At 39.8% G+C, this 26981-nt stretch carries 31 protein-coding genes; 4 read left to right on the forward strand and 27 right to left on the reverse strand.

What is annotated here, in order from left to right; translation table 11 throughout:
• Positions 1 to 874 precede the first annotated feature (874 nt).
• From DM558_RS07395 to DM558_RS07405, 3 genes are all read left to right on the forward strand, one after another.
• Positions 875 to 2062: a tyrosine-type recombinase/integrase gene (locus DM558_RS07395; RefSeq protein ID WP_127163127.1), complete on the forward strand. Its 1188-nt coding sequence runs from the start codon at positions 875 to 877 to the stop codon at positions 2060 to 2062.
• On the forward strand, positions 2062 to 2589 hold the full coding sequence (locus tag DM558_RS07400) for a thermonuclease family protein (protein ID WP_127163129.1): 528 nt from the start codon (positions 2062 to 2064) through the stop codon (positions 2587 to 2589). The genes DM558_RS07395 and DM558_RS07400 overlap by 1 nt, the downstream gene beginning before the upstream one ends.
• Positions 2590 to 2669: 80 nt before the next feature.
• On the forward strand, positions 2670 to 3044 hold the full coding sequence (locus tag DM558_RS07405; RefSeq protein WP_127163131.1) for a hypothetical protein: 375 nt from the start codon (positions 2670 to 2672) through the stop codon (positions 3042 to 3044).
• A gap of 31 nt (positions 3045 to 3075) precedes the next feature.
• Here DM558_RS07405 and DM558_RS07410 read toward each other — a convergent pair whose 3' ends face one another.
• The 14 genes from DM558_RS07410 to DM558_RS07475 all read right to left on the reverse strand — a co-directional run bounded on the left by DM558_RS07410 (position 3076) and on the right by DM558_RS07475 (position 17726).
• Positions 3076 to 3546 (reverse strand): LexA family protein, encoded by a 471-nt coding sequence (locus DM558_RS07410; protein ID WP_127163133.1) that lies wholly within the window; start codon positions 3544 to 3546, stop codon positions 3076 to 3078.
• Between the two features lie 178 nt (positions 3547 to 3724).
• Positions 3725 to 6553, reverse strand: coding sequence for a LamG domain-containing protein (locus DM558_RS07420; protein WP_127163135.1), 2829 nt, complete (start codon positions 6551 to 6553; stop codon positions 3725 to 3727).
• Positions 6540 to 6737: a hypothetical protein gene (locus DM558_RS07425; protein WP_127163137.1), complete on the reverse strand. Its 198-nt coding sequence runs from the start codon at positions 6735 to 6737 to the stop codon at positions 6540 to 6542. Before DM558_RS07425 ends, DM558_RS07420 begins: the two co-directional genes overlap by 14 nt.
• Positions 6734 to 6961 (reverse strand): hypothetical protein, encoded by a 228-nt coding sequence (locus tag DM558_RS07430; RefSeq protein ID WP_127163139.1) that lies wholly within the window; start codon positions 6959 to 6961, stop codon positions 6734 to 6736. The genes DM558_RS07425 and DM558_RS07430 overlap by 4 nt, the downstream gene beginning before the upstream one ends.
• A 9-nt stretch (positions 6962 to 6970) precedes the next feature.
• A complete protein-coding gene (locus tag DM558_RS07435; protein ID WP_127163141.1) occupies positions 6971 to 7792 on the reverse strand; it encodes a phage BR0599 family protein in 822 nt (273 codons plus the stop codon).
• Positions 7782 to 9467, reverse strand: coding sequence for a hypothetical protein (locus DM558_RS07440; RefSeq protein ID WP_127163143.1), 1686 nt, complete (start codon positions 9465 to 9467; stop codon positions 7782 to 7784). Before DM558_RS07440 ends, DM558_RS07435 begins: the two co-directional genes overlap by 11 nt.
• On the reverse strand, positions 9468 to 10436 hold the full coding sequence (locus DM558_RS07445) for a hypothetical protein (RefSeq protein WP_127163145.1): 969 nt from the start codon (positions 10434 to 10436) through the stop codon (positions 9468 to 9470).
• A complete protein-coding gene (locus tag DM558_RS07450) occupies positions 10433 to 11272 on the reverse strand; it encodes a hypothetical protein (RefSeq protein ID WP_127163147.1) in 840 nt (279 codons plus the stop codon). Before DM558_RS07450 ends, DM558_RS07445 begins: the two co-directional genes overlap by 4 nt.
• Before the next feature lie 219 nt (positions 11273 to 11491).
• Entirely contained in the window at positions 11492 to 11809 is a 318-nt protein-coding gene (locus DM558_RS16030) for a type VI secretion system-associated protein TagO (protein ID WP_127164836.1), read from the reverse strand.
• Positions 11810 to 11830: 21 nt separating this feature from the next.
• Positions 11831 to 11989 carry a hypothetical protein gene (locus tag DM558_RS15635; protein ID WP_164731420.1) on the reverse strand — a complete coding sequence of 53 codons (159 nt, stop codon included), beginning with the start codon at positions 11987 to 11989 and terminating at the stop codon, positions 11831 to 11833.
• A 1-nt stretch (position 11990) separates the two neighbouring features.
• On the reverse strand, positions 11991 to 12488 hold the full coding sequence (locus tag DM558_RS07460) for a hypothetical protein (protein WP_127163149.1): 498 nt from the start codon (positions 12486 to 12488) through the stop codon (positions 11991 to 11993).
• A gap of 96 nt (positions 12489 to 12584) precedes the next feature.
• On the reverse strand, positions 12585 to 16598 hold the full coding sequence (locus tag DM558_RS07465; protein WP_127163151.1) for a tape measure protein: 4014 nt from the start codon (positions 16596 to 16598) through the stop codon (positions 12585 to 12587).
• Between the two features lie 112 nt (positions 16599 to 16710).
• Entirely contained in the window at positions 16711 to 17493 is a 783-nt protein-coding gene (locus DM558_RS07470) for a phage antirepressor N-terminal domain-containing protein (RefSeq protein ID WP_127163153.1), read from the reverse strand.
• A 71-nt stretch (positions 17494 to 17564) separates the two neighbouring features.
• Positions 17565 to 17726: a ribbon-helix-helix domain-containing protein gene (locus DM558_RS07475; protein WP_127163155.1), complete on the reverse strand. Its 162-nt coding sequence runs from the start codon at positions 17724 to 17726 to the stop codon at positions 17565 to 17567.
• 67 nt (positions 17727 to 17793) lie between these two features.
• Here DM558_RS07475 and DM558_RS07480 point away from each other — a divergent pair, with 67 nt between their 5' ends.
• Complete coding sequence (locus DM558_RS07480; protein ID WP_127163157.1) at positions 17794 to 18309, forward strand: Arc family DNA-binding protein; 516 nt, start codon at positions 17794 to 17796, stop codon at positions 18307 to 18309.
• Positions 18310 to 18416: 107 nt separating this feature from the next.
• On the opposite strand, the gene DM558_RS07485 is transcribed toward DM558_RS07480, so the two are convergent.
• From DM558_RS07485 to DM558_RS07545, 13 genes are all read right to left on the reverse strand, one after another.
• Positions 18417 to 18677, reverse strand: a complete 261-nt coding sequence (locus DM558_RS07485) for a hypothetical protein (protein ID WP_127163159.1) — start codon at positions 18675 to 18677, stop codon at positions 18417 to 18419.
• Between the two features lie 185 nt (positions 18678 to 18862).
• Entirely contained in the window at positions 18863 to 19135 is a 273-nt protein-coding gene (locus DM558_RS15810; protein WP_228411838.1) for a zinc-ribbon domain-containing protein, read from the reverse strand.
• Between the two features lie 300 nt (positions 19136 to 19435).
• Complete coding sequence (locus tag DM558_RS07495) at positions 19436 to 20050, reverse strand: DUF6631 family protein (RefSeq protein WP_127163161.1); 615 nt, start codon at positions 20048 to 20050, stop codon at positions 19436 to 19438.
• A 2-nt stretch (positions 20051 to 20052) separates the two neighbouring features.
• Positions 20053 to 20817 (reverse strand): phage tail tube protein, encoded by a 765-nt coding sequence (locus DM558_RS07500; RefSeq protein WP_127163163.1) that lies wholly within the window; start codon positions 20815 to 20817, stop codon positions 20053 to 20055.
• A 31-nt stretch (positions 20818 to 20848) separates the two neighbouring features.
• Entirely contained in the window at positions 20849 to 21235 is a 387-nt protein-coding gene (locus DM558_RS07505; protein WP_127163165.1) for a phage tail terminator-like protein, read from the reverse strand.
• Entirely contained in the window at positions 21232 to 21633 is a 402-nt protein-coding gene (locus tag DM558_RS07510; RefSeq protein WP_127162722.1) for a hypothetical protein, read from the reverse strand. The genes DM558_RS07505 and DM558_RS07510 overlap by 4 nt, the downstream gene beginning before the upstream one ends.
• Before the next feature lie 3 nt (positions 21634 to 21636).
• The gene (locus tag DM558_RS07515; RefSeq protein ID WP_127162724.1) at positions 21637 to 21987 is read right to left on the reverse strand and encodes a glutamate 5-kinase; all 351 of its coding nucleotides are present in this window, start codon (positions 21985 to 21987) and stop codon (positions 21637 to 21639) included.
• Positions 21988 to 21999: 12 nt separating this feature from the next.
• Positions 22000 to 22377 carry a hypothetical protein gene (locus tag DM558_RS07520; RefSeq protein ID WP_127162726.1) on the reverse strand — a complete coding sequence of 126 codons (378 nt, stop codon included), beginning with the start codon at positions 22375 to 22377 and terminating at the stop codon, positions 22000 to 22002.
• Positions 22377 to 22697 (reverse strand): HeH/LEM domain-containing protein, encoded by a 321-nt coding sequence (locus DM558_RS07525; protein WP_228411831.1) that lies wholly within the window; start codon positions 22695 to 22697, stop codon positions 22377 to 22379. Before DM558_RS07525 ends, DM558_RS07520 begins: the two co-directional genes overlap by 1 nt.
• A 36-nt stretch (positions 22698 to 22733) precedes the next feature.
• A complete protein-coding gene (locus DM558_RS07530) occupies positions 22734 to 23681 on the reverse strand; it encodes a major capsid protein (RefSeq protein ID WP_127163167.1) in 948 nt (315 codons plus the stop codon).
• A 97-nt stretch (positions 23682 to 23778) separates the two neighbouring features.
• Entirely contained in the window at positions 23779 to 24426 is a 648-nt protein-coding gene (locus tag DM558_RS07535; RefSeq protein ID WP_127162728.1) for a hypothetical protein, read from the reverse strand.
• A gap of 168 nt (positions 24427 to 24594) precedes the next feature.
• Positions 24595 to 25650 (reverse strand): minor capsid protein, encoded by a 1056-nt coding sequence (locus DM558_RS07540; RefSeq protein WP_127163169.1) that lies wholly within the window; start codon positions 25648 to 25650, stop codon positions 24595 to 24597.
• Positions 25631 to 26980 carry a DUF4055 domain-containing protein gene (locus tag DM558_RS07545; protein WP_127163171.1) on the reverse strand — a complete coding sequence of 450 codons (1350 nt, stop codon included), beginning with the start codon at positions 26978 to 26980 and terminating at the stop codon, positions 25631 to 25633. Before DM558_RS07545 ends, DM558_RS07540 begins: the two co-directional genes overlap by 20 nt.
• Between the last annotated feature and the right edge of the window lies 1 nt (position 26981).

Consider the following 26981-nt stretch of genomic DNA (forward strand, 5'->3'; position numbering starts at 1 on the left):
CTTAGTTTCATAAAGAGAAACAAAATATTTATCTAAAAAACCACACCATAGGTTAAAGATAGAATTTCTCCTTGCTGCGTAGCTATATCGATAGCGATTTAAAATATATAAGCAAGCTCTTACTCTATTTGTAATCAAGGATAAATAAAATAGCTTCTAGCTCATCATTAAATATTAAGTGATTTCTATATTTTGTAATTTAAGTTTTTCAATATTTGCTATAGGACTAACAGAAAACTACCCCTCACTCTTTTATAACCTTGCTGTATACTAATGATGCAATTAGTTCTCATCTTACTATTGATAAAGTAACTAATTATAAGCACTCATCCCTAAAAAAAGAAAAGTGAGAAGCTTTAATACTGGCTATAGGTTCGCCAATAAAATCTATATCATTAATAAACTTTTTAATAAATACAGCCTAGCTCTTAGCACTTCTTTTAGTTGACATAACTTCTTTTAAATAATGGATTAAAGCTTCATACGGCGTGTGTTTATCAGCAACTATTAAGCCTTTCTGTGAGAATTTAATAATTCAGCTTTTCGCATAGCCACTCTTTTTGTCGCCACCAATTGGTAAAATATGGTTAAATTTAGTCAAAAACAGTAAAAATAGCAAGCAATAAAAAACCCTATAATCTTGATTGCTCTTGATTTACAGGGTTTAAAGCTAATTAAAGCTTTTTTTATATGGTGCTGAAGATGATCTGCAAACTAATTTCTATTAATATATACAGCCTAATATACACCTATTGCAGCTCAATGCTTTTAATTGGTTTTTCTTCTACCATCATACACTAAAACCCTTTACAAGCTCCGCTTTTTTGGGGCATATTATGGGGCATGATGCCCTAAAAAAGAGATTTCCTCTAAAATGCCAAAAAAAGTAGCCCCTCTAACAGATACTAAAATAAACAAATCAAAACCAAAAGACAAGCCTTATAAATTATCTGATGGCGAAGGTTTGTATATTGAAATATTCCCCAATGGGTCAAAGTTATGGCGAGTTAAATATATACTTAATAGTAAAGAAAAACGAATAGCACTAGGTGACTACCCTACTATATCACTTGCTTATGCTAGAGAGCTTAAACAACAGGTTAAGTTACAGGTAAAAAAAGGAATTGATCCCGTACTTAATAGAAAGATAGAAAAAGAAAGATCAGTCACTAATAGCTTTGAATCAATAGCAAATGAATGGTATGAAATTAATTCTGCTCGGTGGGCTGAATCAACAAAGGATAAAATACGGCTATATCTTGATAAGGATATATTACCTTTCTTTAAGAATAGAGAAATCGAAGGAATAAAACGAATTGAGTTAGTTTCTTTGGTTAGAAAGTTCGAAGAACGAAAAGCGTTCGAACCAGCAAAGAAAACGAGACTTTGGCTTAATCAAATATTTAGATTTGCTTTAGCTAAAGGTGTTGTTGATGTAAACCCCGCTACCGATCTTGATGTTGTGGCTATTCAAGCACCAAAAGTAAAGCACATGCCAAGCGTTAATTTTGATAACCTTAAAGAGCTACTAGAACATGTAAAACAAACACCATGCTCTGCTCTTTCTAAAGCTGCTATCTATCTTCTTACTTTAACAGGATTAAGACCAGGGGAGCTTCGCATGTGCAAATGGGGTTATATTGACACAGATAATAAAAGCATAACTATACCTGCCGATCTTACAAAAACTAGAAAACCTCATACAGTGCCATTGCCTAATCAGGCTTTAAAAATATTAGAAGAAATAAAGCCTGTATCATTTCATTATGAATATGTCTTTATTGGTAGGGACTTAAAAAAACCTTTTAGTGATATGACTATTAATAAATGTCTAAAAATGGCAGGTTACAAAGATAAGCAGACTGGTCACGGCTTCAGGCATTTACTATCAACTGAACTAAACAGTAGAGGTTATAATCACGACTGGATAGAAAAACAGTTGGCCCATGGAGATACTGACAAGATCAGAGGAACATATAACCATGCTTCTTATTTAGATCAGCGACGTGTAATGATGCAAGAATGGGCTGATAGTATCGACTTTGATTTTAAGGTGTTTTAATGGAAAAACTAATATTAATTACTGCCCTTCTCACCTGCAATCTATCTTTTGCTAATGACATTTATTGCAAAGTGGTAGGCATTACGGATGGCGATACAATCAAATGCTTAACTGACAATAAAAAGCAGATTAAGGTTAGGCTTTATCAGATTGACGCGCCTGAGAAAAAACAGGCTTTTGGTAATAAATCTAAACAGGCTTTGTCTGATCTAATATTCAATAAGCATGTAGAAATAAAAGCACGTGGGCAAGATAAATATAAAAGAACCTTAGGGACGGTTTTCGTAACTGAGCTCTCTATTTTTTATTGCAAAGCAAAACAAGAAAAACCGTGTGAATCTAAAATAGATGTAAACCTAAAAATGATCAATCAAGGAATGGCATGGTACTACCCTTTTGCCAAGAAGAATGAGCAGTACAAGCAAGCAGAAGAACAGGCCAAAAAGAATAAAGTAGGCTTATGGGCTGATAAAGCACCCGTAGCGCCTTGGGAGTTTAGGAAGAAGAAAACCGCCATCAAATACTGAAATATTGCTAATAAGCACAATATACTTTAGGCTTAAAAATACAAAGCTAGATCACATCATAGGAAATGGGAAAATAGAGCATGAAAAATATTACTTTCTTTATATTAGATAAATATAACAACACTGAAAAATATGAACATATAGAGGGCCCAATTTTCGAGAACAAAGATGTTGGATCCTGTCATCTTGCCATGAAATTTGAAAGAGAAGATAACGAAACTTTCAGAGCGCAATATCCTCTAGAAGATATATTAGATGAGTTCACTATCCAAGTAGAAGATACTTTAGATGAATTAAATGATGCATGTGATAATTCTAAAATAGAATACTTAGAATTAAGCGGTTCTTTGGATGAAATACGCAATGCCTATTTTCAACTCAACGGTAAAAGGGCATTTAACGAAAAATTTAGAGATGATGATGGAAAATATTATTTTCGATTAGTTATTGAGTAAAATATAATTAGAGTGATCTACTCTTATTCAATCAAGCCTTGCTCATGCAGGGCTTTTTATTTCGTTTTTTAAGCGAATGAACATTGTAAGCTACTACACCAAATATTTGCTCAAGCGGATCGGTTAATCTGACGGGCTTTACTGTTTCATTGGGCGCCACTAGATATAGTGCATTGTCTCTACTGTGCACTCGACGAATAACATGTTCACCCTGGTAAATAGCTACCACAATATGATTGTGTTCAGGCTCTATTGATCTATCTATGATAAGTATATCGTTTTCGCTAATACCTATACTCTTAACAGTTACCGAGCTTCGTGCATAAAAGGTTGCGGCTGGGTTGGTGGTTACATAGTCTGTTAATTTTATGCTTTGGACATATGCGTTGGTTTCGACTGGATAACCAGCTCTGACACTTTCTAAGGCTAACGGTATCGATATTTCACTGTCTGCAATACTGCCTAATATTTCTACTTCATTCATAACATAATTATATAACATTTATAATTATGTATCTCTACGACATTCTAAGAACTTGACACTCTTCTCTTAATAGGTAAATAAACGATCTTTTGAACTAGCCCTAACCTACAGGGCTAGTAACTCCCCCTACCAAACACCCTAACAGCCCAATACATGATTAGGCGCTTCCATTTCGGAACGCCCGGCACTTTCTATTCTACTCTCCCGCCTTAAACGAATAACTATGCTTTTGATAACTGACTAAGCCATCACGCTCTGCTTCAAGTTCAACCTTCACCCTTGTTTCACCACTATTGCTATAAGGCTCAGTCGGGGGTATAAAGTTCGTTGTATACAAGGCTTGCTTTGTAAATAAAAACTCATCGAGTTTGGCCTGTAAAAAGCAGCTTGGCTCTGGGTTGTTATAATCTCGCCCAATAGCTGTTTTGCCATACCTTGAAAAATCAAAAACAAGTTTATTACCTGTCCGCTCTGCATCTAAAACACCATTTAAAAACAAGCGTATCGTGCCTTTACTGCGCGTAATAGCCACATGGTAGCGTTTACCTGCCTCAATTATTGTATTGGATAATATCGAGGTGTAGCCGTACTCATAGGAGCTTTCACGGCTGCCTAGTCCTATTTTTGAGCTAAGCGTTGAATTAGGGCTGTTTTCACCCCACAAGTTAATAAAACATGCTCCCGCACTCCATGAGCTATAGCCATTAGCAATAATGGTTGCATAACTATTAGTCAGCGAGGTGGGTTCTATCCAAAAACTAAAAGTAAAATCATCTTCTGCACCAATGGATAAGTTTTTATTATCGGTGGTTTGGATAAACCGATTGTTGTCGAATATTGCTTGCTGATTAAATGGCTTATCAGGTGAGTTTTCAAAGGTTACGCCATTATTTGTCCATACAGTGCCCGCTTCATCGATAATGTTGTTATCAAAATGCAATAAGCTTTGATGTTCGCTGATAGTTGTTAGAGTAAACGAGTAGTCTTTGGCAGTTAAGCCTTGCTCTTTTTTATATAGTGTATCGTTTAGATAAACCGTTAAATTATAACGCGTATTGGCTTCTTCCCCAGTATCAGTAGCAGTTGTATCAATCAATTTATCCGCTTGTAATAAACGATGACGGCCTGACCATGTAATATTGAGAGCAGCTGCATTAACTTTTTCAGGATACGCTGCACCATTAATTTTAAGATTGCCCGGCGGATAAGGTCGTCCTTGTCTGGCTTGAACATTAATCGCCTTTGTTTCAGCTTGGCTTTGTTCTAGGCGTTCTCTAAAAGTATTGGGCAGTAGTTTTATTTCGACATTATTGTTGTAGCTATACTCTACGCCGTCGGTTGTTTCTGAGCTGTCAATAAACCAAATCATTACCCCTTTACTATGTTTAGTCGGTACAGTATCGACACAACCACGCCCAAGGGTGATTTGGTTATTAGCGAGATCAAGTCCATCAATACGAACGATCTCGTCATCAATCAGTGCCGCACTACCAATTTCAACATCCTCTAAGAGTTGCCCATCTTGAATATGGATAATCGTGTCAAAATAGCCAATATCACTGGCAATTAAGGCAGTTGCACACCATGTACCCGTATCATCCGCCTCACTAAAGCTAGCCGATCCTTTAACTCGGCTCACAATGTCGTAGCTATAACATTGGTTTGCAGGTGATTGTGCCACAGCATAAATAAAGCTTGAGCTGCTATCAATTTTTTCTAGGTTCGCAGGGTCTACGATAGACACGAGATCACGGTAAGTTGCTTCAAGTAATCGACTATAAATGATAGGTACAGGCGGTTGTGGTTCGGGTCTATTGGGTGCATCGGGTATCGGCATAAAGGCCACTTTCGGCGTTGAGAATACGTCTTGTACTACGTCCATTGTAATTGAGCCATCCGTTAAGAAGTTTTCTTTGCGTTTGGTGGCACGCACAACCAAATCAATGTTATTAGCACGGTATTTAGTTTTTATTCTAAAAGGTTGACCATTGACTATGTCGTAAGCTCTGCGATCTAGTTTGATAGAGGCACTTTTAATACCACTGGTTTTAGCTTTTAGATCGCGGTAGGCCACACGGGTCGCCAGTTCACCGATTGGAATACCTAAGTATTCGTTGGTTTCGGTGTTTCGCCCGATTTGCCCTTGAGCAACCGCCGGGTTGGTTGCATATGCTGTACGCTCTTGAAAAGTAATCGCATCATTAAATTTAACAATGATTTGCGAGGGAACTTCAGTATTATTAGAGGTTTGTAGCTTAATTTCAAGTAACCCGGTATCTTCATCAAACACAGGTAAATCTTCCACGGCGTAATCATCACGAATAAGGCGAATAGTATTTTTGCCTGTTTTGGGGTCAGTTCCGAGTACTGCATCAATATGACTGCAAACATATTCACGCAACTTTTTTAGATCGTCGGTGGCTTTCCATTCAAAGCATAGGCCAAAGCCTTCATTGTAGAGGGTGTCTGCCACTTGTTTATAAGCCTCATCATCCATCATGGCACGCGGTATGCCTGCGCCCCATGTATTGCTAATATAGCTTTCATAAAGGATGTGGGCAGGATTCATGGCTTTGATTTGCCCGTTAGCAAGGCTTATTTCGATGGTCTCAGGATAGAACGGCATATTATCAGGCCATCCTGATTTAATACGCCGATAGTAAAAATTCCAAGTTTTAGGATACCAGTTCATGGCAGCGAGCATGCCACTAAACACGGTGGTGACAGTGCCACGAAAGGCAGGGATTTTATTGCCTAAATAACGGGTTAAGTTGCCGTTTTGTCCTTGTTCCGCACCACCAAACATGACATCAAGTGTTCCACGCACCCCGCCTTCCCCTTTTTTACCGCCAAATAAATTATATTTATCAATAAAAATCGAGCCATTTTGTTTAATGGAGCCAGTCCATGCGGTTTTATCGCCAATATTAATTTGATAAAGCTCGTCCATAGCAAGGCCAATGCCTGAGTGAACCGTACCATTGTATTCATAACCGATCACGGTTTTCTTACTACCCATGCCCATGTTCGTTCTCCTGTACTTTTTTTACTAAAGCAATCGCCATCTCATTATGAGTGGCTAATAAGGTGTTTGCTTCGATGCCTTGAGCAAGGAAGTCTTGCCAGTTAAGGCCGTATTCTTTAAAAAATACCCTTGCCCCTTTAGCGCAATAGCCCTGTGCTTTTACATGATCGATGGTAATCATCATTTTTTTCCGCCTTTTTGTTTAATGGCTTTGGTATAAAAACCACCACACCAGAAAACAATATAATCCTTGGTTTTTACTTGCCCAAAGGCAATAGCTTTGCTAGTGCCTTCTTCGCAGCGTGGCATGTCATCGGCATTCATGGCCTGCGGTTTGGGCTTTTGTGTTTTTGGTTGAGTAAATAGGCTAATGGCTACCATCACAACCGCTATAATTGCTGTAAACATAAAGTATCCTTAAAATATCTGACTACCATCAAAGGGTGACCAGCCTTGTAGATGGTCGAACGCTTGGCGGTTGAGTGAGTTATCGAATTTATTAGCGCAGGCATCAGGCGAACCGTTGCACCCTGCATAGAGATTAATCGCTTGGCTTTGGTTAAGTCCTTGCGTACCGCCCCATAAATGGAGGGTTGTGCCTGTATGCTGCTCGATATAACGGCGGTCTAACTCGCCATTGCTGTCGGTGTATTCAATAAAACCACCACTAAACCATCCGTCAGGATGATTTGCGGCCTCGCTCACGGTCACGGAAGATACAGCGATTTGTTGCAGAGCAGCTCTAACCTTGTAAAGTTCTTTGTTGACCTTGCATTGATGGTCATAAATCATTGCCCCGCAGGTGCGCGAATAAACCAAGGTGACACCCGGACGATTAGTCATGGTTTCGTTAGGGCCTGCGGTAATTTCAACGGTGGCGGCTGTTTTTTCGGTCACAGTCACTACCACGCCCCAAAATGACGGAATCACTTCGTCGGTTTGTAAGTGGGTATTAGCCACTTCTAGAGTCAGCCGTGAACTAGGGGGCATGTTGTCAAAAAGGCGTGCGATTTCAATAGTTGCCGGGGCGGTTAGGGTAAAGTTATCACTGATACCGCCATCACTGACAATAATCCCACGATCGCTAATACCGCCCTTGATGGTTTTGTATTTGATGTTATTGCGGATAATGGTCTCGCTACTGGTGTTGTAGTCCCAACGTACTGCTCCCAGTTTGAACGTATAAAGCCGTATCGGGGTACGGCTCGCTAAAGATTGTTCAATTTGTTTATAGTTCATTGTCACGTACTCGTTTAAAGGTTAATTGACTCGCTGCCAGTCCTTCGCTGTCGGTAACATGGCTAATTTCTACGCTATCACTGTTACTACGGCATAAGCGCATATAGCAAATACGGCGAATATCGCTTGGTTGTAGCTGCTTACCCAATGGGCTATCCATTGCGAGGCGTTCTTTACCGTCTATCGCTTCGCTGTCGATAATCTTTCGGAAATAATGCGTACCGTCATTTAAATAAATCACGAGGTGTTTTTTATCAGCGTCATTGCTTGCAAAGCGTTTGTAACCACAAGGAGCTATCACAAGTACTGGCTCGGTAGCACTAACGATGTCCACCACGGTTAAATCGTCCGCATGGCTCGGTATCCAAGCGGTTTTTTGTTGACCATTTAAAAAGTAAATAAACTCTCTAAATTGGCGTTGTTCGGTTCTGCCCATGCCTAACCATCGGTAGCTCTGCACTAAAAAGCTATAGGTACTTTTATCAAACATTGACGGCAAGGCCATTTTATTATCAATGGTTTCAAGCAGGCGTTGGTATTGGCTTGTTAAATCATTCGATTCTTCAGGTTTCATCATAAACACTGGGAAGCCTAGATAGGTTTCTTCGGGTGCAACGCCCTTAAAAGGGTTGGTGTCATCAATGAAAAATGTAATAGAGGCCAGCTGTAAGTTATCGGTTTTACGGCTAAGACTGGGCTGTTTAGCAAAGTAAGCTGATTTTGCGGGATAAAGACGTGTTCCTTTTTTCCAGTCGGCCTGTAAGGGGCGTTTCAGCGTTAAGCCATCTTCACTGATCGCCGATACTTCGGCGATCTCGTAGGTGGTAAAATCACGGTATAATAAAATAAGGCCACCTTCACTAAACTCTATGTCTTGTGTGGTGCAGCCAATAAAGTTATCGCCTTGTTGAGCCGCTACGTTTAATGTCTGGATATAATGCCATAAAGGGATTGCCCAGTTACGCGCTCCCCAACTCATCATATTATTAAAGTATTGGCGTTCGTTTTGGTGAAGTATAAAGTCTGCTTCAAAGGTGCGTCGTGGCGTTAAGTAGAGCGCGCTACGTTGCTCAAAGCCTGACTCACTGGTCAGTATATCGGTTGACCATTCTAAGGTTTCGGTAATGCCGTCTTGCCAGTTGGGCATAAAGGCAAAGGCGACAATGCGGTCACCTGTAATGATGATACTGGGGCGTTCCTCATCAAAGGCAAAAACTATACTGTCATCAATGACGCTCGAGCCGTCAGGGGTAACGGTGAGTTTATAGGTTTGCTCTTCGAGTGCTTGGTAATCATACGGGGCTTTTTTACCCTCTAATACTAAACCCTCACTTATGCCTGCAATGGCGGTGAGCCGCTTTTGGGTAAAGTGGGCATTCCACACATAAAAGGTCACTTCTTGAGTACTGGCAATATTGCCTAAATCGAGCTGACTGGGTGAAATGTGAATGCGGTGGTAAAAATCATCGCTGTAGCTTGTGAGTAGGCTTGCGTTAATCACTCGGCTTGGTTTATTTGAATTATTGCGAACAATAGTACCTGACAGCATTGGCTCAGCAAGAGAATGCGAGTAAGGATGCCACCCACTTGTAATCTCATACACCCCACCCGATAGATTAGGATTATCAATCCCCCCTTGAGGCGCAGTGAGTTGTACGGCTATTTTTTCGGCCATTTACTCCCCCTCATACAGTACGGCAATACCGAATGTGCCGCTGTGTCTCAAGGTGTCATAATTTGAGCCGTTGTAACTCTCTCCATCGCGTGCGGCAGTGTTCTTTTTAAGCCATGGATAGACTTTGTACTTAGTATCGCCCAAGATAATAATTTGCCCCGGTTCGTAGTTGTCTATGCGAATGTAACGCGCTTGTTTTAAATTGCCCACGATAACCAACGTACTGTTGTCTTTGTGATAAACCGCAGGCGTGATAGGCAGTAGAATGGCCTCACCGTTATAGCTATTAGGTTGTCGATTGAGTAACGGGGCGGTCACCAACGTTGCACTGGCTTGACTGGGTAGGGTTGCCCATGTGCTAGCGGTCATACTACCAACCCCCTCGCCACTGACTGACCATTCATTACCATCTAGCCCATGATGAATAAAACTTCTAACCTGTTGCCCTTGGTTGCTTATAATCCCAGAGGGGGTCATGCTTGAAAACAGCAAGCTAAAGTGATGCCCGTTTTGTCCTTGGTTGTTAATATTGCGTATATCCGAGAAGTTATCACCGCCCGTTCCGATACCGCCATACCAGTTACCCGTCCCCGTTATCCCTGCTACGGGGCTTTGCCCAAAGGCAATGTATGACCAGTTATCGACATTGTAATTAACGAATAAATAGACTTCTTTATCGAATACATGTAAATGATAAGTCAATGGATAGCTAATGGATTGAGCAACACCTGCCAATGAGGCGGCTAATGTATTTTTACCATTTAATAGTATTTGGCCTGTTAATGCGCCGTTTGCTAGACCTGTTCCGCCAATAACCCGTAAGCCGTTGCCACTAATCGACACGTCCATCACGCAATTGTTTTTGTAGATCAGACTACCCGATACCGTCCATCCGTTTTCAGTACAGCCTGTTTGTAAAGCGGTTAATAGTGCATTAGCGGTGCTTGCGGTTGCTGTGTAATAACTCATGCGTCTAACCTCATTGCGTAGTAATCATTCACCCCTGTTCGTGATACATCTTGACCGATCACCCATGTAACACCATCAATGATAAGGGTATTTTCAACGGCATTATCAAAACCTGAAATGTGAGCAATACCCTCTAATTCGCCATAAATATTGTTGCTGTCGGTTAAAATAAGGCGCTGTAAGGTGTAAGCTTCATTGCAACTTCTTAGGTACTTTGAGCCGACTAGATTAGTATTTACCCAAGGCCAGACTTCAGGCTGTAGCCATACACCGCTATTAAAGAACAGTCTAAAGTTAGCCCGATTGCCTTTGTAGGGCATTGAATAGTTGGTATCTGAAAAACGGGTAGCACTTGCTCCATTTAGCATGCCACCGCAGACTAAGGGCAATGGGTATTGATTAGGTAGCGCATAGGGTAAACATTTACCACAATAGAATGATTCATACACGGGCGTACCGACACGCAATAAACCTGTGATGCGTTGAGGGCTGAGACTAAGCCAGTAATCAATGCGGCGGTTATGAGTAGGCACACCACTAAAGATAACATTGGGCTGTGTCGTAATGGAGTTGCCTGCTACATAACCAATGGCTGTTCCCATTGCTATGTTGTAGTAATCGGCGGTTTCGCTTTGATAGGTGTAGAAGCAGAGGTAGATTTGTTCTTGTCCGCTGTAACCTTTGCCTTTGATGATGAGTTCGCGGTTGGCTTTGGTGGTGTCGTAACGCAAAACCTCCCAACCGTTATTGCTTGTAAAATCATGTATGACTTCTAATAGATTGTAATGGGCTAACTGTCCATTACTATCATCTACTGTTCCGATGATGTGCGGCATTGATGTCTCCCGACATTAATTTAGTTTTATTTAGAACGCGTTTATTATAACAGTTCTTAATGCTATATTTAGAGCTTCATAAGACAATTCAAGGATTGATTATTTTTTTGATTTCCAAATAAAAACCCTCACTAGGAGGGTTTGTTTATTGATTGCTACTTTAAATTAACTTAATCAAGTAATGCTTCCCAGCCCATCCTCAAAACTAAAATTAATTAGTTACCACTTGCACTCTCTTCTCACTTCTTGTAATGCTTTATCTATCCCAGACAAATTGAAGGTAATAGTTAGGTCGTTATCATTATAAGGCGATACTCTTGCCACCATTATTTTAGACTCAGAAAGCTTCTTTAGGAAAGCGACTGGGGACGATGGATAAAATGATGTCGTGTTATCATTCGATATCAGCCATCTTTTGGTAAAGGCTTTTTCATCTCCAATCCTAACAGTTACATTATGATTACTTGTTCCTATAAAAGTTTCCCAGTCTATATATAGATCTGTTTTGTTGTTTGAGCATGTTATAGCTAAATATATAGGCTTTCCAAACCTTGATACTCAAGTTGGCGATGGAAGATAAGCATAAAAGGTTTTAGTGTCATCAATTTGGTCAGTTGTAACTCTATTTACCCATAAGCCCTTAGGGTTAATAGCATTGTCAGCAAAACAATTAATAGAAAACCCCAAACATAAACAGGCCAGTACAAGTTTTTTCATATTACTCTCCCATAATCTCATTATAACGACGTTGATACTCAGCATAAGGCAAGTTCTGTTGTTGAAGAGCTTCTATTTGTTGTTGCTTGTTTGAAGAATTGCCCGCTGGTTGCGCATAATTTCTTTGTGGTTGTTGATTGGTCGCTGAGTAACCTCCACAACCGGGCAAACTTTTATCAAGTATTAAATTTCCTTTCACTGAAATACTTATAGAGCCAAAAATAAAAACATATTGATTATAATAAATAACAGCATCAGATAAGCCTACCGCACAACTATCCTTTTCAATTGCATTATCTACAGCTTCTTTTAAATTTGGCTGTCCAAGTGGGAAAATTACAACAGGCGCAGTGCTAGCACCTTTTACCCGAGAACCTATCTCTAGGTTTCCTGAATTTAAATTAAAGTTTTTAGTACTCACAACCGTTAAATCTGCAATACGGGTAGAACATCCCGTAACCATAAGCGCAACTAAACCAGCAACAACTACTTTTTTCATAACCCCATCCTTCCTATTAGTTTATGATAGGATAACGTATTTTGTAACAACTTTAAATAAATGAGAGGGCAGTAATTCTGCCCTCTATATTTATCATTAGAATTGCAAAATCTGCCTAACTCTCTGGTTATTTTCTGTTAAAAATACATAAAAACTATCTTGCGTATGCTCGTTATTTAAAAGAGAATTACCAACTTTGTTAGGATCATCAATAACATTAAGCATCATGTTGTTTTTAACAGTAGTACTGTTGGTATTTTCCATAGGTGCAAGGTTAATACTTGGCAAACTAGGCGCAGAAGGAGCAGGAACTCCAGCTAATCCACCTGTTGAATGGTGAACACGGTTAAGATCATTAACAGCCCCCCAACCTCTATTGTTGAGGTCTTTCATAAAGTCTAACATTCCCGGCTGTTTTACCACTTTAGCGCGAGTTACGAATTCACCATTAGAGAGCATTGCAGGGATTGAGTCGCTCGTACCTGTTCCCTCACCTCTTACATGTCCACCAGTTGCAAAGGCTTTCATACTGGTAAGTACCATCATTAATGCAGAGAGCCCAATCATTGCGGCAGAACCAAAGGATGCGACAGAGGCCGCCGTTGCTGCTGGTGTCCATGATGCTGTTGCACTCGCCGCCGCCGCTTGTGTCGTTGCCTGCGTAGTTGCTGCCGAAGATACCGCAGAAGCCGTTAATGAAGCATCTGCTGCTGTTTTAGTTGCTTTTACGGTATTGATAGCCCCCACTGCTTCGCTAGCTTGTTGGGTTACATTGCCAAATAAACCACCATCACCGCCTAGTCCACCATTCATTGCCCCCATGCTACTAAATGCACTACTAATAGCCTGAGCCGCTGTCATAGCCCCCTGTTCTATTCCCATTTGCATAGCCATAGCACCTTCTTGTGATGCTATGCTGATAGCCACTGCTTGCGGTGAGTTTTCGTCAATACCTACTGCTACCGTATCAGCCCCAAAGCCAAACATTGAGTTGAGACTATTTAGCCCTCCCATAATGCCGTCAGTAGCTTGTTGTGCTATGTTCTGAGTAATGACGTTGAGTATGTTTGATGCAATGCTGTCTACAAAGTTTTTAAGGGCTTCTTGCAGGTTCATTGTGCCTCTGACTAAGCCGTCAATACTGGATTGGATGCCATCTTGTAGGCCATTTCTAAAGGCGTTTTCTAGTTCGTTTGTTGTCGCTTGTAATTCGATCAAGCGTGTTTGTACTTGGGTTAAATAGTCTGATGCTTGCTGCCCCATTTCCCCCTCAAGTTTTGACATTTGTTGAAGCTGAGGAAGCATTCCTGAAACAGATTTAGCTGTTTTTTCATGCAGTTCAGTTAGTCGTTTTTGTGCTTCGTATTGGGTAATAATGCCAGCAGTAACTTGTGCTTGTATCGATTGCTCTTGTTGGCTTTGATAGTTAAATAATTTATCTATCTCTGATTTAATACTATCCATTTGTATCTTAAAATCATTAACTCTTTCTACCTTAGGCAATAAAGATAATCCCTCTGTATTGCCGTTCTTCTCAAACTCTTTACGCATTTCTGTCAGACGGGCTTTTAACTCAAGTGAAGCCGCGCCAGCTTCGTCACCTAATGAACGCAATAACTCTATCTGTAATTGAATATTGTCATTAGTATTAGCCATTGCTTGGCGTTCTTTTTCGTCAGCATTGATGATTTCTAATGCGGCTTTAGCTCTTATCAGCATTTCTCCTGAAAGATTTTTTTCTGCTAATTCTCTTTCTCTGATCTCTTGGGTTGTTAGTTTGAGTTGTGCTGCTTCTTTCTCAAGATTTTTAAGATAGTTTTCTTTATCATTTCCTGATTTTGCACTTCCCTTGCTAGTCTTTTTAGAGTCTGAATAAGCCTTTTGTTGGACGATCAGATCAAGCGCCTGTTTTTTCTGCTCGTCACTCAGCGTACTAGACTGTACTTTATCGGCTTTTTTGTCGAACTCATCCATTCGCATTGTGCGTGCGCTTTCTTTGATATCTTCTAACATTTTAAGATCATTTAAGTTATCAAGCTTGGCTTTTGCGCCTTTTAACTTGTCTAGTGCATCATTAAGCTTGGCTAGTTCTGCGGCTGCCTCTCCTGATTGTCCACCTAAGTCTGCTATCTTTGATTCAATACTGGCAATTGCTCCATCTAATCCTAGTCCTGATTGATATTGTTCATCTAGGCTTTTGGTCAGTTTTTGTATTTCACTGTTAAGATTATTAGTTTCTTCTTTAAGTTTTACTTTGGCATTACCTGATTCTTTTGATGACTTAGTATCATCATCAACACGATTTTTATAAATCCCAAGAGCATCTGACAGGTTATCAACTTCTTTTTTTGCATCAGCGATTCTACTAGAGTAATTACGTAAACTATCAGTTGCGCTCTCATATGCTGGGCTTATCTCATAAAGCTCTTGTATATACTTCTCAGCTCCATCGCCACCGCTTTCAAATGCCTTTCTTATCTTGTATAAAGCTTCTTGTGCTTTTGTAGCTTGATCTTCGCTGATATATCCCTTGTTACTCTGTGTTGATAATGCATTATTCCAGTAATCAATTAAGCTTAGTGCTTTGTTTACCTCTTTCTCTAATGTTAAATTTTGTTCTTTAAGTTGTTTACTTAAATCCATTACGCCTTTTGCGGCCTGCTCTGTATTTAACTCTTTTAATTTTTGTTTTGCTTCCTCCGCAGTGCTTCCAAACTTATCGAGAGTTAATCGTGCCTGCTCCGTATTATCTCTAAATAATAACCAACCAGTTGCAACCGTAGCAACAACACCTAATAACCCTAATGGGCCACCACTCATCAATCCTTTTAAAATACCAGTAGTAGCTGCTAGCCTCTTTTGTGCTGCTTCGTGCGCTAGAGTTGCCGCAGTTAATTGTGACTGGTTAGCGGTAAGCCCTAGTTGTGCTTTAGTTTGCGCGAGAATTGTCGCAGTTCTTGCTACATTTGCTTTCGCTGCATTCCTTTCCGCTAACGTATCTGCTATTTTTGCATAGGTACTAGCTACTGTCGCTTTTGTTGAGTCATAAACTTTTGCTGTATAAATCGCCATTGCTCCTGCCGTTATAGAAGCAAGAATCTTACCCACCCCTTCTAAGTTGTCGGTTAGTAAATTAATGCCACCTACTAACTTATCGGTTGCACCTGTACTGTCATCTGCTGCTGAAAGGTAGCTTGATAAGTTATTCGTGAATCTTTGCATAGCATCATTCATTGTCGTAGGCATATTTTCAGCTAATTCATTTTTTGACTCTCTAACCCTATTAGCCGCCTCAATAAATGTCTGAGTCATTAATTGCCCTGACTCGGCAAGTTTTTTCACTTCTGTTTCTGAAACTTCAACACCACCTCTTACCTCTGACAAGTAATCGGCTATATCTCTAACAGCCGTTGGCATTGTATTAACAATAGCGCGCCATTCGTCACCACTCACAACGCCTTTCGTCATGGATTTACTAATCGCATTTACAGCCGTAGCAAAACCTTCTGCACTGGCTGAGTTGACGGTTAAACTTGAACTTACACTGTCTAAAAAGTTTAGGGTATCATTTGTTGTGTAACCTAATTCTTTCATTGCTGAGTTAGTGCGAATAAATAATTCTTGTTGCTCTGCTAGTGGTTTATAGGTTCTATTAGCTGTCTCCATAATGCGAGTTTGTACTTCTTGGAACTCTTCCTCGCTTTCTGTAGCCATTTTTATACGGCTAGCCAACTGTCCATAATCGTTAGCCATCCTTAAACCTATACTAAACCCTGCTATAGAGAGAAAAGAGGCAACTAACCCAGCAACCCCCGTCCTTAAACTCGCAAATGATTTATTAGCTTGATTGGCTGAACTTGCAGCTGTATTACCGAATTTAACCGCACTTTTCTCTGCTTCGGTTATTTGTTTCTCTAGCCCTGTTACTTTCGTAATTAAATCACGTATGTTGTTTCTTGCGCCGTGACTGTCTAAGAACTCGCCAAAAGTGCCATCTGTTTTGATGACTGTTTTATCTAGTTCTTCTAATGTAGATTTTAAAATCTGTAGTTGTTTTTTTGCCGCCTGAACTTCACTGGCATCTACAGGTATTTTAATTCCGTCTGTCATTTCATTTCTCCACGCCTCACGGCGATAAGTTAAAAAAGGGCGCGAACGCCCTAGGGTTATGCTGCTATTAATTTCATTGTTAGTTGTGTTAAAAAGCTCTATAGTTAGGGCTTTAACTTAATGATCTTGAGCTGGTATAACCACTTATAACGTGATCGTGTAGCTTTGCGCCAAAATCAGATTGCAACATCCTACTAACTTCAAGTAGGTTATATTCTTTGTAGTATTTATAAATCCATTCCATGCTATTAATTAAGCAAGATAGATTGGTTTTATTTACGGTTACCTGTCTGCTAGTTGATATTTCTTTGGGGATATACTCACCCTCTAACGCTACCTTGTGAACATATTCTACAGCTTGAGATAGTTGATCTTGTAGTAAATCTTCGATAGAAGCAACATTAAAGCGTTGATGAACGATAGAGTAAGCCTCTGAGTAAGTAATAGCTTTCTTGCTTACTAGAAGATTAACGGCATCTCTTAACGGTGTTCTTTGGTCTACTGTGGTTTTAGTTTTCTTTTTAACTTCGCCAGTAGTCCAATATTCGAATAATACATCAAAACATTCAAGTTGATACTGTTCTAGCTTTTCTCTTAGTTCTGGTTTAACTCGGTTAGTATCAATTCCAAGAAGCCAGCCGTTGAGCATTGATAAAGGCAGGCAAGTATATTGCTGTTCACCACTTCTAGAGGGTATTGTTATCATGACAACACCCCTACTCAATACATTATGCCTCTGAATTCTCTTGAACTGCCCAGTCCAACTTAAACCTATATTTTCTACTATAGGCTTCATAGCTACATAAGGTTTACTTTGGTAACTTAAAACAGCGATAGATTGATTATGAAACGATACGGATTGAATTTCTGTTGCTTGTAATGTAATATTATTCATAACTATATTCCTATTTGGTTGTGGGGATTAGTTTCTACAAGGCTTTAGGTGTTGACGCACTTAAAGCTTTTTTATTTCTCGCTCGCATTATTTTCTCTCCGCTCTTTCTCCTCTTTTGCCATTTGCAATAAAAAAGAATTTAATGATCTACCATCATCTTTAGCCCATCTTTTTAATGACTCCATAATCTCTACAGGAAACCTAACTTGTGTTCTTACTATTTCTTTTTGCATATAATCTTCCTTTTTAGTGACACATTGTCACTATACAAAATATATTAAATAGTGTCAATATAGTGACATGAAAAAAGACGATATATATAGATCACAATTTAGACTGCCTTATTCTCTTTACGAGAAACTTAAGGATTCTGCTGATAGAAACAATAGATCGGTTAACGCTGAGCTTATTGCTCGACTAGAAAATAGTTACTCAGCACCAAAAGAAACTTCAATTTCTAGTGCAAACCTACTACCTGAAAACTTTATAGAATATCTTAAAAAAGCCATTATGCCGCAGTCTCATAACGAGAATACTAACACTGTAAAAGTTATAGACTTAGAGAAAAACATCGCACGAGTTATACAAGGATCAGCGGTAAATTATCTTGATGTAGATTTTTCTTTGCCATTTGATGAATTAAAGCCACTGTTAGTATTGGCAATGTCTGCTCTCATAGAATCTAATCCAAAATTTAGAAAGTGGGAGAAAAAACTGTGGGATTTTCATGAAGGGGGGCATCATCTATGTTTTATAGAAATAGATGTTGGCGATCCCAATATACTTATTATTACTGACTATCAAAAAAATCTATAAATATCTCCTAAACATATCTGACAAATAAAACCCCTCATTTAGAGGGGTTTTATACATCAAAATTTCAATAATGCATTTTTCCATTTTGTTAATCTATGAACACTCTGTTATTGCCGATTATTTTGCTTTACAACAACTCTGTAAATTGATTCAATCATAGATATAGTTGCGGCCATAATAAAAGCACCTACGATTGTGGATATACAAGATAGTAATGAGTAATAATTAAATACTCGTTCCGTAAAGCCATAACGCGTAACCTGCTCTATAGTTTTATTATCCCAAAAAACGCCAATAGATATAAATGCTGTAATTACGAAAACAAACCATACAACAAAAACTAACCAAGTCCATCTGCTCTCACTCATAACAACCTCATTCAGAATTATTTTTTTAATCGTCCTCCATAAATACTAACTCACCTATGATTCTTATTCAATACGTGCTTTTTCTGCATCCGTAGCGTCTACTACGATTTTAATTCCGTCTGTCATTTCGTTTCTCCACGTCTCACGACGTTAAGCTAAAGTTAAATATCCTTATAACTGCTAGGTCATCCGTCTTTAAATCTACCCATTATAAATAATACAATTCCAATAAATATCAATACCCCCCCTAAACTGCCATAAGCACCAGCAATTGCCATAAACATACCTATAACAATCATCATAAACCCGATAAACTTTGCCAAAGCTCCTGATGATGTGGTTTTTGTCGTAGCTTCTCTCGGCGACTCTATTTCATTTATTGGATTACCGCATTTAGGACATGCAGCAGCCTTATCTGATACTTCATTACCACATTCTGAGCATTTAATTAAAGCCATTCAGTAGCTCCTTGTGCGTTTGGTTTACTGATACAATATTATCCTAAAATATAACTCTGGACAAACCCTATACAGCTAATACCAGCCATATTTTCATAAACGATTTAATTAGTTAATATAATCAATTATTTTTCTAGATGCTGTTTGTTTAGCAGTTAAATAAAAAAAAGGCAAGCAAAGACGGCTGGGAGAAAGCAACCGTCTTTTTTCGGTAGCTAACCTAGCTTGCTGAATTGAAATGAATAAAAGTTGATCTCGTTTATTATTTATACTAATAGTGCAACCTCCTATATGTTGTTTTTATTTTCTGAGGTCTTTTACGATCTTAGCGGTCTCTTTACCGCCATTTGTTCCCACGCTTACTACGGTTATATCGTCTGCCATTTTGTGCCGTTCTGATTCACCTAGTGATTGGGTATAAAGTTTTAGTTGGCGTATGGTGAGTTGTTTTGTGTCGTTTAGGCTAAAACCATTTTTTAGTAAGTAGGTGATGTTGTTGGTCCATGCATGGTTGTTTTTATTGGTCGTGTTACTGCTTGGTTCTTTGAAGAATTCAAACAGTCCATGTTTATTCACTTCCCACCATACCCCCAGTAGTACTACTCCCTCCTCCTCTGTTAGTTGACTTATGTCTTGTGCCGTTAGATTGCATGACTGGCTGACCAGGAAAGCAACCTCAGCTTTGTGTTTTAATAGTAGATCTTGAGCTTCTTCGAATCCTGGAATATCGGTGTATTTTTGTTTTAATGCGTTGATAATAGGTTCAGCTACACTCAATAAGCGCAAAGCTTCTAGAAAAGAATATTCTTTTATGGTGATTAAGCGTCCTGCTATTTCAACAGAACGCTCAGGAAAAAGAATTTCTAGCTCATGAACGTCATTTTTCTTTACAGAAGAACTTCGTTTTTTGGCCATAATTATTCCATTGTCAGAACTTGCATATATCCACTTAACTGATCTTTGCCTGTTTTTTGTGAGTCGATTAAAAGCGTACCGGTTAAAGGTAGCTCGCCAAAGGTTTCATTAATCAAGCCAAAATTACTGGTTGGGTCAAATTGAACACGGTACATTTCAATGTAGGTGTTTTTACCTGTTAGGGTGTTAATCCCTTCAAAGACTAAGCAGCGCTCAGGCGGTTGGATATTGGCAAATGGATAAAGTGCTGTTGCTTCAGATGATTTATAGCTCGCCTTGAAGGGCTGTTTGAATGTTTTGGTGTTGAGTATTTTAATATCGCCTGATATATCAGAAACGATTTCATAATCAACGCCTTCTTTTAATGTCACGGGTGTTGCAGTTGAGTCTTTGATGATTAGATCTGAGATAAAATAACCATCTAATACAACCGTATTTCCATCAACCACTGTCGGGAATTCTTCATCAGCAATTGTTTTAGCGTCAACTTTAACTTCTTTAGCGTAAAGACTTAGTGCTAATGGTTCTGGTAACCATTCTGTTAATGTCATATTAAGGCTAAAGGTTTTGCCTGTAATGATGGTGCCGTAATCAGCTCGTTGTCCTGAAAAAGACTCTTTCATTGTTTCTTTGTCAACGGACATTTCAATACTGGCTTCTTTTACGTTGCCAAGCCATGTTTTTGTTGTATTGTCTAAACTGCCGTCTGCTTTACGTTGAATAGTTGAGAAACGGCCTTGTAAACTAAATAGTTTATTTGTTTCCATAAAATAGTCCTCTTTCGCCTCACGGCGGTAGTTAAAAGTTAATCGTTGCTTTGTAGTAAATTGATAAGTGAATGAGGTTGTAGTTTTCTTTTTGCAATATCTGGCTGTATTCAACACGCCTTACTGTGAATGATTGATTTTGATAAGCAAATCGTGCATGAGGTCCTAGCTTTGCTTTAACCTGGTCAGCATCTTCAAGTAGTTTGGGTGCACCAGTATCGAGTGGGTGGTTGATGTCTATCTGTAGTATTCCGCCTAGCTTCTCTACAGTTTGCAGTGGTTCAGTTGTGGTGGGGATGTGTTTTATTTCGATCCACGGTGCATCTGGAGGCGGTTTAAAGAGCTTGCCTTCATACTTGATTGGATAGGGTAAAATGCCTTCAATCGCCACCATAAATGCGCTGTTCAGTTCTTTCAATTTTGACCTCGCAGTATCAGGTTAAATCGGTCAACACTACGCCTTATCCATCCAGCTTCAATTTGTCTTGAATGACCGTATTCTAGTGGAACAATATAAGGCACGTTGTTGATGATGTAGAGTTTTGTCCACTGTGTAGGTAATGTGGGTGTTGTGGGTACGCTAGTAGAATGGATAATTTCGTTATCGGGCGTTTCAACAATTCGCCAATTAGCCCTCGCGGTTCCACCTACATAACCTTTAGGGTGATAACCACTCAGCCATAAGCTAGGATTACCTACCGGCGTATTTTTTACAAGCTCACCGTAAAGTTCTAGTACAGCGGCGTTTGCTCTGTCTTGCATTTGGTTGCTATAGTTGTCTATTTGAGCAGAGAGGCTGTTATTTCTTACAGCCATAAATTACCCTCCCCGTAACTGAATGGACCATGTGATATTGGCAGGGTCTTTGGTTACGTTAATGACGGTATAATCTTCGATTTTGTCATTAATTTGTGGGGTATTGGTAACTTCTGCTTGTAGTGCTGTGAGCTTTTGGTCAGTGGTTAGAATAGATTCACCATCAACTAAAGAGAGCGCATAAGAACCAAACACGCCGCGTCCAGTGTATTTGGTCACTATATCATCTGATTCACCCGTGATAGGATTATAATTACCCTTGGTAACCCTAATCCCTTCAAACTCGGTCACAGCATCAGCAAGCTTGTTATCGAAAGCTTTGCTCAGAGCTTTAGTGATTTTGTCTTTTAGCATGATTGCACCTTATTAAGGAACTTTATTAAGAATGCTGACTAATCCAAAGCTTTTAAGCCACGGCCTGAGTAGATCATCTGCTATTAGCTCTCCCTTGGAGATTGTGACAGCATTACTAGCGAGCGTCTGACTGTACGAAACAGTATCAGCACTCATTGATTCACTCAAAACCCCAGTTTGTTTGTCTGCATAGATGCCACCCTTACCGATCTCGTAGGCGATCTCATAGCCTGCTTCTTTCCATTCATTAGGGATGGGATTTAGATTAGGAAGCCCTTTGTTAGATAACCACAGATTAGCCAGCCGTACACAACGCTCAGGTGTTTCTTTGACTGCCCAATCTGTATTGCCGAAGTAGTCGGTAGCACCCTGAACGTTGATGTAGTCCATTATGCACCGCCTGCTTCTTCTAACAGTTTTACGAGATCAGCCTTCTTAGCATTATCAGGAAATTCTATGCCTTTGGCTGTGAGAATTTCTTTGAGTTGATCTACTTTCATGTCAGAAGGATTAATAGGGCCGCTTTCCTTTTCGGCTCCAGTGCTTACTTTAATGCCGACAGCCTCATAAGCTTCTACAATATTGGGATAATCACCTTCAATAATAACCTTTGTAGCCTTTTCAGGTTTATCAAAATACTGTGGATTACGATAACTTTTATCTTTTTCAAAATTTGAAGTTCGTTCTGTATAAATTAGTTCCATGCTCATGTCCAAAGCCCCTACTTAAAGGGGCGTTTATTAATGTTATGGTTTTGTGCTTAGATCAATCAATACGCCTGCAGTGGATTTGTTACTCGTAGCGTATTTAGTCCAGTTAGCAGACGAGCCTAATGCAGCAAGATTAGGATTAACCCCCGCTGTTTCTTTCCAGCTATAACCTAATACGTCTAGGTTAAATGTTCCTTCGGCTCGGAAACCCATCGCAATGTTTTCTTGGTCGTTAATAGAGTAACTACAAAAACCAGGTAATTGTGATTCAGTAACTGTAATAGCGCCTGTCTGTAATCCAAAAATACTATCGACAGGAGCTTTATCTGTAACTAATACAGGTTTGCCTAGTGTTCCTGGCTGACCACCATAAATAACAATATCTGCTTCGTTGTAGATTTTGTCAGTAATCGCTTGATCTACTAGATCAAAGTAAGTCGTACTGTCCATCACCCATAAGGCAATGCGCGCTGAACGATCTCCAAATTTACGCATGCCTTTAGTTAATGTTTTCTTACCGTCCTTTGCTATACTAGCGTTAGCAACCATGTCTGCATTTGACATGATAGAGGCTTTCAGAGAAGCCATCGCATACTCAATATAACCCTCTAAAACCGCATCTGCATAATCTTGACCGACAAGCATGGAAAACTCTTCAGGGCTACGAGCGCGCCTTTTAAATGCTTCATCAGTAGTTTGGTATGGGCCATATTTAAATGGAACTTTTACACCAACCATTTCGCCGGGGCCAATCTTCTTTGCTGTTACCTTGGCATCTGAATTAACGTCACGATGCTCAACAGCACCACCAATTTTATAAAAAGCTCTTTTACGTAGATCACCCTCAATCAGCTCATTGTTTAAAATCACTGCTCCACTAGATGAAACATTAAAGATTTCAATTACATCTTGAATACGCTCAAGATAGGCGGTTTGTGCTAGGTCATTATAAATAACCATATCTGTATTAACGGTAGTTGTCATTAATTATTCCCTCATTATTTAGGTAGTTTTAAATATGCTTCGCGTCCGTGATCTTCGATATACTGTTTTATATCCACGGCACTCATTTTTGATCTACTCAATTTAGCCTTGCCATTACCTGAGCCGGGCGCCCCCCTCCCTGAACGATAGGAAACCAGTGAGGCGCTTTTTCTCGCATAGCTTCTAGCCATGCTTTTGTTGTCAGAGGATTGCCTTTGGCATCTAACCCTGCTGATTCGGTGGGTATTACTTTGCCTTCATCATCGACGGTAAATAGATCACGACTACGATAAATAGCGTCATCAATCGCTGATGGGATAACACCTAATGCGGTAGCCGCTGCGCGTATCTCATCGGATAGCACGCGACCTTTGAATTTGTTGGCGAAACTCTTAGCTTGCTCTGCTTGCCCTGATAGTTCTTGGTATTTCTTTTCGTAATCTTCTTTCATGCGCTCAGTGCGTTGGAGGACTAATTCGTCAAGCTTGCCCTCTTCAATTAGCTTTTTATCAGCTATTTCTTGTTGTTTCTTTAAGGCTTCCCTAGCAGCTTCTGGGTCTAGGTCAGCATAAGAGCCTAGCTTTTCTTTTAGTTGCTTTTGAAGCCCTAACAGCTCGCTATTTTTAGCTTTTAAACCAGTTACACTACTTTCAAGCTCTGACTCAAACTTACTGTTTAAAGCTTTTGCTTGATCTTCGTTTACTTCTATTCCTAACTCTTTGAGTTGCTCTGCTGTTAATGGCATTGTTGTCCCCTTGGGTGTTGTTGTTTACCTTTTTTCAGGCATAAAAAAACCCCACTTAAGGGGTATTAATAAAATAATGCGCTCTTTCGTGACGCTTCACAGCGATACTAGGAGCAAATAATGCGCCCTTTCGTTCTATCTCACGACAGTACTAGGGGCGACTTAACTTTATAAGCCTGCTCTTTCAAAAGCTAGCGGCTCTAACTCTCTCATTCTAGCCAGTGTAATTGGTCTGAAGTTTCTGTCTATTTGTAATTGTGCAAATCGCTCTGCACTCAAACCACCATCACGGAATAATTGACCTCTTACTGGTCCTAATGCTTGATCTTGAAATGTACTGCTCTGTCTCTGTAGCCATGAGTAATAGGTAAGATCGCCTGATACTTGCCCCGTTTCACTCGCTCTGGTTGTTCCTTGACTAAACAGCCTAGAGAGTCGAGTGACGGGAATAACGACACTCCTACAGTTGTAATGAAGAGGTGGCCTAGGACCTTCTCCCTGCCTAAAGATTTGACCATCTAACGCTGCACAAGTAGAGGTAGTTCTTCGATCAAGTGTAGATACCCACTGCACACCCTCTATAGCGGAATCATTAGCCTTATAAAGAGTTTCCTTTGCGACTGTAGCCGTATGACCAATTAACGTTCTAACAGTTGAATCAATGCTGTTACGGCTTACATTAAGTATGCCATCTGTATATTGATTGGCTTTAGTTCCTCTAATCGAGGTGATGATCTCAGCATTAGATTTGCCTTGAGCAACGCTTACTTTGATAGCATTAATTAACCGCTGAGATTCAATCGGTATGATATTAATTGCTTCATTAACAGTCTTACCAGCTATCGAGCCACTAACCTGTAAAGGAATGACGGCTAGAGAGGATATCAAGGTTGTTTTAGCGATGCTTTTAAACTTCTCGCCTAATGTCTTAGTAAGATTTTTTTGCTCAAATTCAGCTTCATAGAGAGCTATATCAGTAAGCTTATGACTAACTTTTTCTGCCATATCTTCTAGTATTGTTTGTATTTCCTTTTGGGCATTCTTTAAAAACTGTTGATATCGTTTTGGGGTCAGTTCTGTTAGCTCTTGCCTGGTTAGAAGCTCTCTAATGAGTTTGTCCAGTTGTCTGTAGTATCTTTGTAGGTCTTTTATCTCCCCCGCTTTTAGTTGTTCTAGTAGGACAGCGTGACGAATGGCAGTATCTCTAAGTTGTTTCTGGCTCATCTAGCTGTAATCCTTCGTTGTCTTGTTGCTCAGCGATTAGCTTTTGTTCTTCTTCGTAGGTACGTTCTGTTATTTTTCCTGTACGGATGTAATCCCAGTAGGTTGTCATGCTGATTTTATTAGCCAGTGCTGCACTGAGAAGGCTTGTAAGAATTGAAGCATCTACACCCGCTGCTCTAAAGTCGATAGTAACGCTAAAGATGTCTTTTTCTGTTGCTACGTGGACAACTTCACAGATGTATTTGAGGGCTTGGTTGATTGCGCTGACTGCAACACTGACAACAGAGTGTAATGTAGCATATTGGTCATTTTGTCTGGCTTGTCGTGCTTCGCCCGATTCAACACCAATATCAATTACCCTTGCCCCTGACTCTAAAGCAGTATTTTTTAAGTCGCTCATGGCGATACGGTTGCGCTCAATACCATTACCTGATATTTCTAAATAGCCACAGTTGCCGCCCTGTGGTATTTTCCAGACCATATTGGCCCCTGAATATTCTATTTTTTCTTCTGCACTTAAACCACTAACCCAAGGTTGAGGGTGACAGGTTAAATGAAGATCGTGGTAATAGTCGGCACTGATCTGGTACTGTTTTACTGCACACTTTGCCATAGTCCATAGGGGTATGGGGTCTATCTCTGGGCTGGTATCGGTTGAGCCAATAAAAACAAAGGGAATGTAATCTACTCCATTAAGAATATTTTCTTTTGTCTCTACCGGCTCACTTAATGTAGCATCTTTAAAGATTCTTACTCGATACTTGCCCTGCTCGTCCAGGTCTAATACTCGGTAAACCGTTTCTGTATCGTGGTCAAATTCATCATTCGTGTCTTTTAGCCACTGTTCAGCTAAAACAACCAAGGTTAAATCCTTACGTCCGTTGTTGTTGGTTGATTTCCAGTTGATGATAGAGAAGGCATCATAATAGGCTAAGTATGGCTTCCCTTCATGGTCAACATCAACAAGAAGCCCTTGTCTTCCGTAGCCTAATGAGTTTTCAACTACACGATTGAAGAGTTGTTTGAGTCCAAAACCATCCGTGGTTGCATTATTTTCTAGGTCTTTTAATTTAGTTGGTAGTTCAATACTGGCTTCTAATCGAGAAACCAAGCCAACCATTGATCTTGCACCATCAGAAGTGAATGATTGAAAGTCTGCTCTTGCTAAGTAGGCTTCGTATATTTCTGGTAGGTTAACTGCTTTCTGCCCTGCTGTTTGTGGTAGGTACTTTTCCCGCTTTTCTTTAACGGTCTCTTCTAATACATCACGCATTAGCTCCCATTTAGGTAGCATCTTTACGTAATCAGGGTGTCTTGTTGATACAGGCATA

This window comes from Entomomonas moraniae (assembly GCF_003991975.1).
In the GTDB taxonomy this organism is placed as follows: domain Bacteria; phylum Pseudomonadota; class Gammaproteobacteria; order Pseudomonadales; family Pseudomonadaceae; genus Entomomonas; species Entomomonas moraniae.

Excerpts from the sequence above, each read along its gene's own strand:
- DM558_RS07395 (WP_127163127.1), top strand. The coding sequence starts at position 875 with ATGCCAAAAAAAGTAGCCCCTCTAACAGATACTAAAATAAACAAATCA.
- DM558_RS07400 (WP_127163129.1), top strand. The coding sequence starts at position 2,062 with ATGGAAAAACTAATATTAATTACTGCCCTTCTCACCTGCAATCTATCT.
- DM558_RS07405 (WP_127163131.1), top strand. The coding sequence starts at position 2,670 with ATGAAAAATATTACTTTCTTTATATTAGATAAATATAACAACACTGAA.
- DM558_RS07410 (WP_127163133.1), bottom strand. The coding sequence starts at position 3,546 with ATGTTATATAATTATGTTATGAATGAAGTAGAAATATTAGGCAGTATT.
- DM558_RS07420 (WP_127163135.1), bottom strand. The coding sequence starts at position 6,553 with ATGGGCATGGGTAGTAAGAAAACCGTGATCGGTTATGAATACAATGGT.
- DM558_RS07425 (WP_127163137.1), bottom strand. The coding sequence starts at position 6,737 with ATGATGATTACCATCGATCATGTAAAAGCACAGGGCTATTGCGCTAAA.
- DM558_RS07430 (WP_127163139.1), bottom strand. The coding sequence starts at position 6,961 with ATGTTTACAGCAATTATAGCGGTTGTGATGGTAGCCATTAGCCTATTT.
- DM558_RS07435 (WP_127163141.1), bottom strand. The coding sequence starts at position 7,792 with ATGAACTATAAACAAATTGAACAATCTTTAGCGAGCCGTACCCCGATA.
- DM558_RS07440 (WP_127163143.1), bottom strand. The coding sequence starts at position 9,467 with ATGGCCGAAAAAATAGCCGTACAACTCACTGCGCCTCAAGGGGGGATT.
- DM558_RS07445 (WP_127163145.1), bottom strand. The coding sequence starts at position 10,436 with ATGAGTTATTACACAGCAACCGCAAGCACCGCTAATGCACTATTAACC.
- DM558_RS07450 (WP_127163147.1), bottom strand. The coding sequence starts at position 11,272 with ATGCCGCACATCATCGGAACAGTAGATGATAGTAATGGACAGTTAGCC.
- DM558_RS15635 (WP_164731420.1), bottom strand. The coding sequence starts at position 11,989 with ATGAAAAAACTTGTACTGGCCTGTTTATGTTTGGGGTTTTCTATTAAT.
- DM558_RS07460 (WP_127163149.1), bottom strand. The coding sequence starts at position 12,488 with ATGAAAAAAGTAGTTGTTGCTGGTTTAGTTGCGCTTATGGTTACGGGA.
- DM558_RS07465 (WP_127163151.1), bottom strand. The coding sequence starts at position 16,598 with ATGACAGACGGAATTAAAATACCTGTAGATGCCAGTGAAGTTCAGGCG.
- DM558_RS07470 (WP_127163153.1), bottom strand. The coding sequence starts at position 17,493 with ATGAATAATATTACATTACAAGCAACAGAAATTCAATCCGTATCGTTT.
- DM558_RS07475 (WP_127163155.1), bottom strand. The coding sequence starts at position 17,726 with ATGCAAAAAGAAATAGTAAGAACACAAGTTAGGTTTCCTGTAGAGATT.
- DM558_RS07480 (WP_127163157.1), top strand. The coding sequence starts at position 17,794 with ATGAAAAAAGACGATATATATAGATCACAATTTAGACTGCCTTATTCT.
- DM558_RS07485 (WP_127163159.1), bottom strand. The coding sequence starts at position 18,677 with ATGAGTGAGAGCAGATGGACTTGGTTAGTTTTTGTTGTATGGTTTGTT.
- DM558_RS15810 (WP_228411838.1), bottom strand. The coding sequence starts at position 19,135 with ATGGCTTTAATTAAATGCTCAGAATGTGGTAATGAAGTATCAGATAAG.
- DM558_RS07495 (WP_127163161.1), bottom strand. The coding sequence starts at position 20,050 with ATGGCCAAAAAACGAAGTTCTTCTGTAAAGAAAAATGACGTTCATGAG.
- DM558_RS07500 (WP_127163163.1), bottom strand. The coding sequence starts at position 20,817 with ATGGAAACAAATAAACTATTTAGTTTACAAGGCCGTTTCTCAACTATT.
- DM558_RS07510 (WP_127162722.1), bottom strand. The coding sequence starts at position 21,633 with ATGGCTGTAAGAAATAACAGCCTCTCTGCTCAAATAGACAACTATAGC.
- DM558_RS07515 (WP_127162724.1), bottom strand. The coding sequence starts at position 21,987 with ATGCTAAAAGACAAAATCACTAAAGCTCTGAGCAAAGCTTTCGATAAC.
- DM558_RS07520 (WP_127162726.1), bottom strand. The coding sequence starts at position 22,377 with ATGGACTACATCAACGTTCAGGGTGCTACCGACTACTTCGGCAATACA.
- DM558_RS07525 (WP_228411831.1), bottom strand. The coding sequence starts at position 22,697 with ATGAGCATGGAACTAATTTATACAGAACGAACTTCAAATTTTGAAAAA.
- DM558_RS07530 (WP_127163167.1), bottom strand. The coding sequence starts at position 23,681 with ATGACAACTACCGTTAATACAGATATGGTTATTTATAATGACCTAGCA.
- DM558_RS07535 (WP_127162728.1), bottom strand. The coding sequence starts at position 24,426 with ATGCCATTAACAGCAGAGCAACTCAAAGAGTTAGGAATAGAAGTAAAC.
- DM558_RS07540 (WP_127163169.1), bottom strand. The coding sequence starts at position 25,650 with ATGAGCCAGAAACAACTTAGAGATACTGCCATTCGTCACGCTGTCCTA.
- DM558_RS07545 (WP_127163171.1), bottom strand. The coding sequence starts at position 26,980 with ATGCCTGTATCAACAAGACACCCTGATTACGTAAAGATGCTACCTAAA.